The 6,891-nt window shown below is 72.3% G+C and carries 4 protein-coding genes; 2 read left to right on the top strand and 2 right to left on the bottom strand.

Annotated features, from left to right (window positions below; genetic code table 11):
* Positions 1-357 precede the first annotated feature (357 nt).
* Positions 358-717 (bottom strand): STAS domain-containing protein, encoded by a 360-nt coding sequence (locus tag AC5LUJ_RS08945; protein WP_493464763.1) that lies wholly within the window; start codon positions 715-717, stop codon positions 358-360.
* 282 nt (positions 718-999) lie between these two features.
* A complete protein-coding gene (gene pgi, locus AC5LUJ_RS08940; RefSeq protein WP_250284515.1) occupies positions 1,000-2,730 on the bottom strand; it encodes a glucose-6-phosphate isomerase in 1,731 nt (576 codons plus the stop codon).
* 396 nt (positions 2,731-3,126) lie between these two features.
* Here pgi and AC5LUJ_RS08935 point away from each other — a divergent pair, with 396 nt between their 5' ends.
* Both AC5LUJ_RS08935 and AC5LUJ_RS08930 read left to right on the top strand, forming a co-directional pair.
* Positions 3,127-5,652 carry a protein kinase domain-containing protein gene (locus AC5LUJ_RS08935; RefSeq protein ID WP_493464762.1) on the top strand — a complete coding sequence of 842 codons (2,526 nt, stop codon included), beginning with the start codon at positions 3,127-3,129 and terminating at the stop codon, positions 5,650-5,652.
* Positions 5,653-5,845: 193 nt separating this feature from the next.
* Positions 5,846-6,891 (top strand): serine/threonine-protein kinase (locus tag AC5LUJ_RS08930; RefSeq protein ID WP_493464761.1); only part of this gene is annotated, 1,046 nt, incomplete at its 3' end.

The following is a 6,891-nucleotide window of genomic DNA, read 5'->3' as shown; positions in this document are numbered from 1 at the left end:
GTCCGCCCCTGACCAGCCCCCGCCCCCGGCCAGCTCGCCGTCCGGGGCCGCCGACGGGTACCCGAGGCCGCTGGCAGCGTCACGCGTGCCAGCTGTCATGCGCGTCCGCGTCACATGCCGGGGTACGTAACCTGCTGGGGCTGTAACGGATCCGCCGAAGGCGGCCGTCGGCAGGGGAGTGCGACAGCCGCGTGGAGAGGGAAACCTCGCGGCACGGAGAAGGGCGGGTGTCCGCGCGCTGGCCGGTGCGCCCGATGAGGGCACACCCGGCCGGCACCCGCAGCGCCCTGACCGGTACTCGTGGCCGGCCCGTGGCCGGCGCGTGGCCACCGCCAGCGCGCCGGCTCGCGCGGCCGGTCAGTGCGCGGAGCTGGTGGCGGTGGCCCGGGCCGCCGCACCGGTGGCTGACCGTCGCGGCCCGGGCTCGACCTGCAGCCGGCCGGTCAGGCCGGTGGAACGCAGCAGCGCCATGAACGCCGGGGACGCCCCCCGGATCCGCACGGTCGAGTGGACCCCGCGCAACAGCAGGTCGGCCCGTAGGAGCGCGGCCATCCCGGCGATGTCGATGGCGGTCAGGCCGCCGACGTCCACCACCACGTCGGTGCCGCCATGGCCGAGCAGCTCATGGATTTGCTGACGGAATCGCAACCGGCCGCGGGTGTCGAGCTCGCCGTCGAGTACGATGATCACTTCGCACTCGGACCGCGTCACCGACATGCGCAGCCGACCGGCCTGCACCTGCATGCTTTTGCCCCCCGGTGATACCGCCGGCTTCCCACCACTGTCACCCGTTGCCACACCTCCGGACGAGACCGGATGAGAATCGTCAACAGCCGTGGTCTTTCCCCGAGCCACGAGATACACACACTCGACACAGCGATACTACCGAGCGTGACCAAAGATTCCGACTCTCCCGGGGCGCGGGCCCGGTGGGAGCCGCCGGGCGGCCCACGGGCCGGCTCCTGACGGTCACCGGGCCGGCGCGGGCCGCCACCCGGGTCACCTCGATGCGCGCCGGGCCTCGCGGAAGCGGCGGATGAGGTTGTTGGTGGAGCTGTCGTGGTCCAGCCGCCCGGCCCCGGCGGCCCCGGCGGCCCCGGCAATGTCGTCACTGTCCGTGGTATCCGCTGACAGTTCCGGAATGATGCGCTGTGCCAGCAGCTTGCCGAGCTCCACGCCCCACTGGTCGAAACTGTTGATGTCCCAGAGCGCCCCCTGGGTGAAGACCTTGTGCTCGTAGAGGGCGATGAGCTGACCGAGGGTGAACGGCGTCAGCCGGTCCGCGAGAATCGTGCTGGTCGGCCGGTTCCCCGGGAACGTCCGGTGCGGGACGAGGGCGGGGTCGGCCCCTTCGGCGGCGACCTGCTCGGCGCTGCGGCCGAAGGCGAGCGCCTCGGTCTGGGCGAAGAAGTTCGCCATCAGCAGGACGTGGTGGTCCGTCCCGGTGTCCGGGTTCGCCGGCACGTCGTGGTCCGGGTGGACGAAGCCGATGAAGTCGGCCGGGACCAGCGCGGTGCCCTGGTGGAGGAGCTGGAAGTAGGCGTGCTGGCCGTTGGTCCCGGGCGTGCCCCACACCACCGGGCCGGTGGGCGTGGACACCGGCCGGCCGGAGCGGTCCACGGACTTGCCGTTGCTCTCCATGTCGAGCTGCTGCAGGTACGCCGGGAACCGTCCCAGATAGTGGCTGTAGGGCAGGACGGCGTGGGTCTGCGCGCCGAAGAAGTCCCGGTACCACAGGCCGAGCAGCCCCAGCAGCACCGGCAGGTTCCGCTCGAACGGAGCCGTCCGGAAGTGGACGTCCATCGCGTGGAACCCGGCGAGCAGGTCACGGAAATGCTCCGGCCCGATCGCCAGCATCAGGGAGAGGCCGATCGCGGAGTCCACCGAGTAGCGCCCACCGACCCAGTCCCAGAACTCGAACATGTTGTCGCTGTCGATACCGAACGCGGTCACCTCCGCCGTGTTCGTCGACACCGCCACGAAGTGGGACGGGACGGCGTCCGGCCCGAGCGCGTCGGTCACCCAGGCGCGGGCGGTGCGGGCGTTCGCGAGCGTCTCCAGGGTGGTGAACGTCTTGGACGAGACGACGAACAGCGTCTCGGCCGGGTCGAGGTCGTGCGTCGCCTCCCAGATGTCGGTGCCGTCGACGTTGGAGACGAAACGGAACCGGATCGAGCGGTCGGAGTAGTCCAGCAGCGCGTCGTACGCCATGGCCGGGCCGAGGTCCGACCCGCCGATCCCGATGTTCACGACCGTCCGGATGTGCTTTCCGGTGGCGCCCCGCCAGACCCCGGAACGGACCTTGTCGGCGAACGCGGACATCCGCTGGAGCACGGCGTGCACCGCGGGCACCACGTTCACGCCGTCCACCTCGATGACGGCGTCCGCGGGGGCGCGCAGCGCGACGTGCAGCACCGCCCGGCCCTCGGTCGTGTTGATCCGCTGGCCGGTGAACATGGCCTCGATCTGGTCCCGCAGCCGGGCCCGCTCGGCCAGGGCGACCAGCAGCTCCACCGTCCGGGCGGTGATCCTGTTCTTGGAGAAGTCGAGGTGGAGGCCGTCGGCCGCCGCGGTGAACGTCTCGCCCCGGCGCGGGTCGTCGTCGAACAGGCCGCGCAGGTGGACACCGGCGAGCTCCGCGTGGTGCTTCTCAAGCGCCGCCCATTCCGGCGTGCCGGTTATCAGGGAATCGTGCTGGACGGCACCGTGGGACGGCTCGATGGACGACATGATCTTCGGGAACCTCCCGGCTGGACGGCTGCGGGCGCGGGCGCGACATGCCCACGATGCTGCATGCCCCCGTGCCGGGTCCACGTCACCGCATGCCCAGCAGGTCACCGCGCGCGTCACCCGGCGGGCCGCCGCGGCGGCGCGGTACCGCCGGGAGCCGGCGCAGGCCGTCCACCAGTAGATGTGACACCGCGGATACGGATAGATCATGAACGTGACCGGCTGTCGCTGGCTATGATTCGTGTCACCCATCTGTCAGCGCCGGTTGTGACCCGCGACAGGATCGGCGGACGGTGACGGTCGTACACTCACGACTGTTTTGCGGCTCCGGTTGTTCTGCGGCTCCGGCGCGGATGCGGGAACAGCTGTCCATACGGTGGCGGACGGAACTGACCTTTGTTGATTGATCGCTCCCTGGTGGAGGCCGCTCTCCCCGGATACCAGGTCGAGAGTGAACTCGGCCGCGGTGGCTACGGGCTGGTCCTCGGCGGCCGCCATCGGCTGATCGGCCGCAACGTCGCGATCAAGGTGCTGCTCGACACGGCCAACGACGCGGACCTGCGGACCCGCTTCCTCGCCGAGGCGCGCGTCCTGGCCGAACTCGACCATCCGCACATCGTGCGCATCCACGACTACATCGAGCATCAGGGCACCTGCCTGCTCGTCATGGAACTGCTCCCCGGCGGCACCCTGCGCCAGCGGCTGGCGACCGGCCCGATCCCGCCGGAGGCCACCTGCGCGCTGGGCCTGGCGGCCGCGGCGGCGCTGCAGGCCGCGCACGCCCACAACGTCCTGCACCGGGACATCAAGCCCGACAACATGATGTTCGCCTCCGACGGGCTGCTGAAGGTCACCGACTTCGGCGTCGCGAAGATTTTCGAGGGCACCGAGACGACCGCCAGCGGGATTCTCGGGACACCGCGCTACATGGCCCCCGAGCAGATCACCGGGGGACGGCTGCACGCCTCCACCGATCTCTACGCGCTCGGCGGAGTGCTCTACGAGTTACTCGCCCAACGTCCTCTTTTCGGCCGTTCCCTGTCCGTGGGCGCGCTCGTCAACCACCATCTCAACGTCACCCCGCTCCCGCTCGAGAACATGCCCGCCGCCCTCAACGCGGTCATCATGCGCACGCTGGCCAAGGAGCCCGCCGCCCGCTTCACCGGCGCCACCGCATTCGCCCTCGAGCTCGCCCGGGCCGCCGCGGGCGCGTTCGGCCCGAACTGGCTCGCCCGCTGCGGGATCAAGGTGCTGCTGGACGACGAGGTGCGGCACGCGGCGCTGGGCCAGGCGTCCGGGTCGGAGCCGACCGTCCGGGGCGTGGAAACGCCGTCCGGGCAGCCCGGGACGCCGGGATCCGGTCCCCAGCCGCCGCGGCCGTGGCCCGCGAGCCCACAGCCACAGCCACAGCCACAGCCACAGCCGGGATGGTCCGGGCAACAGCCGCAGCAGCCGCAGCCGCGGGCGTACCAGCCTCCGTACGGCGGCCGGGCCGCCGCCGGGCCCCAGGCCCCCTACTGGGCGCCACCGGCGGGATACCCGGCACCGGCCCCGCCGGCCGGTGGGCCGCCGCCGGGCACCCCCGACGCCTTCCCGCCGGCGGCGCCGGCCGGCCCGGCCCCGTACCCCCCGCCGGGCCGGCCCGGTACGGACTGGTGGCAGCCCAACCCGTTCGCTCCCGGCGGCGGGCCGTCCGGGCCGTCCGGGCCCCGGGACGGGCGGGTGCCCGCGGGCCCGCAGCCACCCCCGGGACCCGGCCCGGGATGGCCGCAGGGCCAGCGACGGCCGTCCCGCCGCCGGATGTGGCTGATCACCGGAGTCGTGTTCGTCGTGGTCGCCGCACTGAGCATCGGCATCACCCTGGTGGCGGCCTCGGGCGCAGACGCCCCGCCCCAGCGCTCCGCGCTGTTCGTCCCGGGCACCGCCTACTCGGGCACGGCGCTGACCCTGCCCGGCCTGGACGCGTACGACGTCACGATCGACCGGGCGGGCGCGCTCTACATCACCGACTGGACCAGCCACCAGGTACGCAAGATCTCCCCGGACGGAACCGTGGCCACCGTCGCCGGCACCGGCAGCGGCAACGCGGGCTTCGGCGGCGACGGCGGCCCGGCCACCCAGGCGGAGCTGGACAGCCCGGCCACAACGGCCGTCGACGCGGACGGCAACGTCTACATCAGCGACTCGCACAACCACCGCATCCGGAAGGTCGACCCGCGGGGGATCATCACGACGATCGCCGGCACCGGCACCGCGGGTTTCTCCGGCGACGGCGGCCCGGCGACGGCGGCCCAGCTCAACGAGCCCTACGGGCTGGCGATCGCCGCGGACGGCTCGGTCTACATCTCCGACTACGACAACCAGCGCATCCGGAAGATCGACCCGCAGGGGATCATCACGACGGTCGTCGGCACCGGCACGGCCGGCTTCTCCGGCGACGGCGGCCCGGCCGCCCAGGCCCAGATCAAGAACCCCAACAACCTGGCCGTGGCCGCTGACGGCACTCTCTACATATCCGAACTCGGCAACGCGCGGATCCGCAAGGTCAGCCCCGACGGTGTCATCACGACCGCCGCCGGGAACGGCACCTCCGGCTACGGCGGGGACGGCGGCCCGGCCACCGCGGCCCAGCTGCGCGTCCCCAGCGCCACCCTCAGCCCGGACGGCGTCCTCTACATCGCCGACTACAGCAACGAGCGCATCCGGCGGGTGGCCACCAACGGCGTGATCACCACTGTCGCCGGCAACGGGACCGCCGGCTCCGCCGGGGACGGCGCGGCGGCTGTCCGGGCGCAGCTGTCCAGCCCGACCGGCGTCACCGTCGACGGCGCCGGCAACCTCTACATCGCCGACGACAAGAACGACCGCGTCCGGCGCGTCAGCACCACCGGCATCATCACGACCGTTGCCCAGACCGGGTAGACCGGCCGGGAACCGTCGGATCATGATCCTTACCGCGTGTCGCCGGCCACCCGGGCAGCTGGCGGCCGGCGGTGGTGCCACCATGTGCGCTCCACGCACTTCGTACACTTCAGGCACTTCGTTGGCCTGTGTACTTCGTTCGCTTCCCTTTCCCGCGCGCCGGCGACCCCGAGGAATCGAGTAGGACCACGACATGGCAGTCGACCGCGCACGGGTAGCGGCCGCGTTACCGGACTACGACGTCGGTGACGAGCTCGGCCGCGGGGGCTTCGGTGTGGTCTTCGCCGGCCGGCACAGACTGATCCAGCGTGATGTCGCCGTCAAGGTGCTGCCCGAGGAGGACGGCGGGGCCGAGGAGGTCCGCGAACGGTTCCTGGTGGAGGCGCGGCTGCTCGCCGGGTTCGACCATCCCCATGTCGTCCGGGTCTACGACTATGTGGAACGCGGTGGCCTGTGCCTGCTGGTGATGGAGAAACTGACCGGCGGCAGCCTGCGCCAGCGGTTCGCCACCGGCCCGGACGGCCGGCAGCGGCGTGGCAACGGCCTTTCCGGGCCTGGCGGGCCTGGCGGGCCGAGGCAGCCGGCGGCCTGCGCGATCGGGCTGTCGGCCGCCACCGCGCTGGCCGCCGCGCACGCGCGGGGCGTCCTGCACCGGGACATCAAGCCGGACAACCTGCTGTTCACCAGCACCGGCCTGCCCAAGGTGACCGACTTCGGCATCGCCAAGATCCTCGAGACCACGGCGACCACCACCACCGGACTGGTGGGCACGCCGCGTTACATGGCGCCGGAGCAGATCAGCGGTGACCGGCTCAGCCCGGCGACGGACCTGTACGCCCTCGGGCTCGTCCTCTACGAACTGCTGGCCGGCCGGCCCCCGTTCGACCGGCACCTGAGCGTCCCGGCGATGCTCCACCACCACCTCAACGTGCCGCCCGCGCACCTGACGGAGGCCCCGGAGCCGGTCGCCGCCGTGATCGGGCGCGCGCTGGAGAAGCACCCGCCCGCCCGGCACTCCTCCGCCCAGGAGTTCGCCATCGATCTGGCGCGGGCCGCGGCCAGCGTCTACGGCCCCGGCTGGCTGACCGCCAGCGGAGTACCCACCAGCCTGCCGGACGCCGTCACCGCGGCGGCTCGAGGTGACACAGCGGCTCGAGGTGACACGGCGGCCACAGCCCGCCCGCGGGCAGCACAGACACGCCCGGCGACGGCCCAGCCATGGTGGTCGGCGTCCGACAC

The organism is Protofrankia sp. CiP1_Cm_nod3, from assembly GCF_982290655.1.
This window is presented reverse-complemented; position numbering and strand designations above follow the sequence as displayed.